Below are 1,504 nucleotides of genomic sequence, written 5' to 3' on the forward strand. Positions count from 1 at the left end.
CTGACGTGGACGAGAGGTTAGGTTCTGGTTCAGGTAATAGTTTTGATGCTGGTGCAATGGTAACCGGTTTGGCTGACGGTGAGGTGCTTTCTTACGGTGCTAGTACGACGATATCTGTCAATGTAGTTAATGCAGGTAGGGATAATGAATTATTAGCAACGCCAACCTCAGTGAGCTTTAGTTCAGCTTGTGCGACACAAGGATTGGCGACAATTGGTGAATCAGCGTTAAGTTCTGCAGGTGTGGCGACCGTAAATTATACTGCCACATCTTGTACTGGTTCGGATACGATAACAGCAACGACAACTGATGATGAAGGTAATACCTCAACTGCATCCGTAACAATTGATATCTCTAGTTTAGGTTTGGGTAGAAGTTCTGGCGATTCTTTTGTATCGGGTGAAATGACAACGCTAACTGACGGTGTTGATCTAACCTATGGTGGCGACACGGTTGTGTCGGTCAATATTGTTGATACCAACGGTAATACTCTATTTACCTCTAGTTCCGTGTCGGTTAGCTTTACTTCAAATTGTGTGCAGCAAGGCAAGTCGGATATTTCATCTTCGGTTAATACAACGACAGGTACCGCGGTTGCAACGTATACTGCGAATACCTGTGAAGGGCCTGATGTCATTACCGCTACACTAAGTGATGGGACCTCAGCTACAGCAAATATTAACGTAGCAGAGCAAATACTAGGTGAATTAGCTTTTGTATCGGCTGATCCTTCAACCATCGCGTTGAAAGGCAGTGGCTCAAGTGCTCACCCAGAGGTTACAACCGTTACCTTCAGTTTGAACGATGCGACGGGCGAGCCGATGGCAGGTGAAACAATTGAATATTCTCTGTCAACGAATGTGGGGGGGATTACTTTCCCTAATGGCTTATCGACTTATTCTTCGGTAACGGATGAAGAGGGTAATACTTCAGTACAGCTTACTGCTGGTGGCGTTAACATTAGTGTGGCAATCATTGCAACGGTAACTGTTGAGTATGAGGATGGTTCAACTGCAACGACAACTACGACATCTGATTCAATTGCCGTTCTGGGTGGACTTCCTGACCAAGACAGCTTTACTTTATCTGTAGAGACCTTTAACCCTCGTGGTTGGGATATTTCTGGAACAACTTCTCGAATGACTGTGCGCGCAGGTGACCGCTTTAATAATGAGGCTAGAGATGGTACTCAGGTTTCTTTTGTGACAACCGGTGGTCAGATAGTGGGTTCCTGTGAATTAGATAGTGGCTTTTGTTCAGTTGATTGGACAAGTTCGAATCCGCGTCCCGATAACGGTTTAGTGCATATTATGGCACGTACGACTGGAGAGGAGTCATTTATTGATGCGAACTTGAATGGTCAATATGATTTAGGTGAAGTCATAGATGTCGAACTGGACGAAGCTTATATCGATGTTAACTATAATGGTGTGCGTGATGATAATGAGTTCTACTCAGATTTTAACAATAATCAGGTATACGACACTAAGACTAATCCGGGATT

At 44.3% G+C, this 1,504-nt stretch carries 1 protein-coding gene; it reads left to right on the forward strand.

From position 1 onward, the window contains the following. Positions 1-1,504, forward strand: a 1,504-nt coding sequence (locus A3729_RS33235) for a hypothetical protein (protein ID WP_197475915.1), incomplete at both ends; no start/stop codon positions are given.

It is taken from the genome of Oleiphilus sp. HI0043 (genome assembly GCF_001634935.1).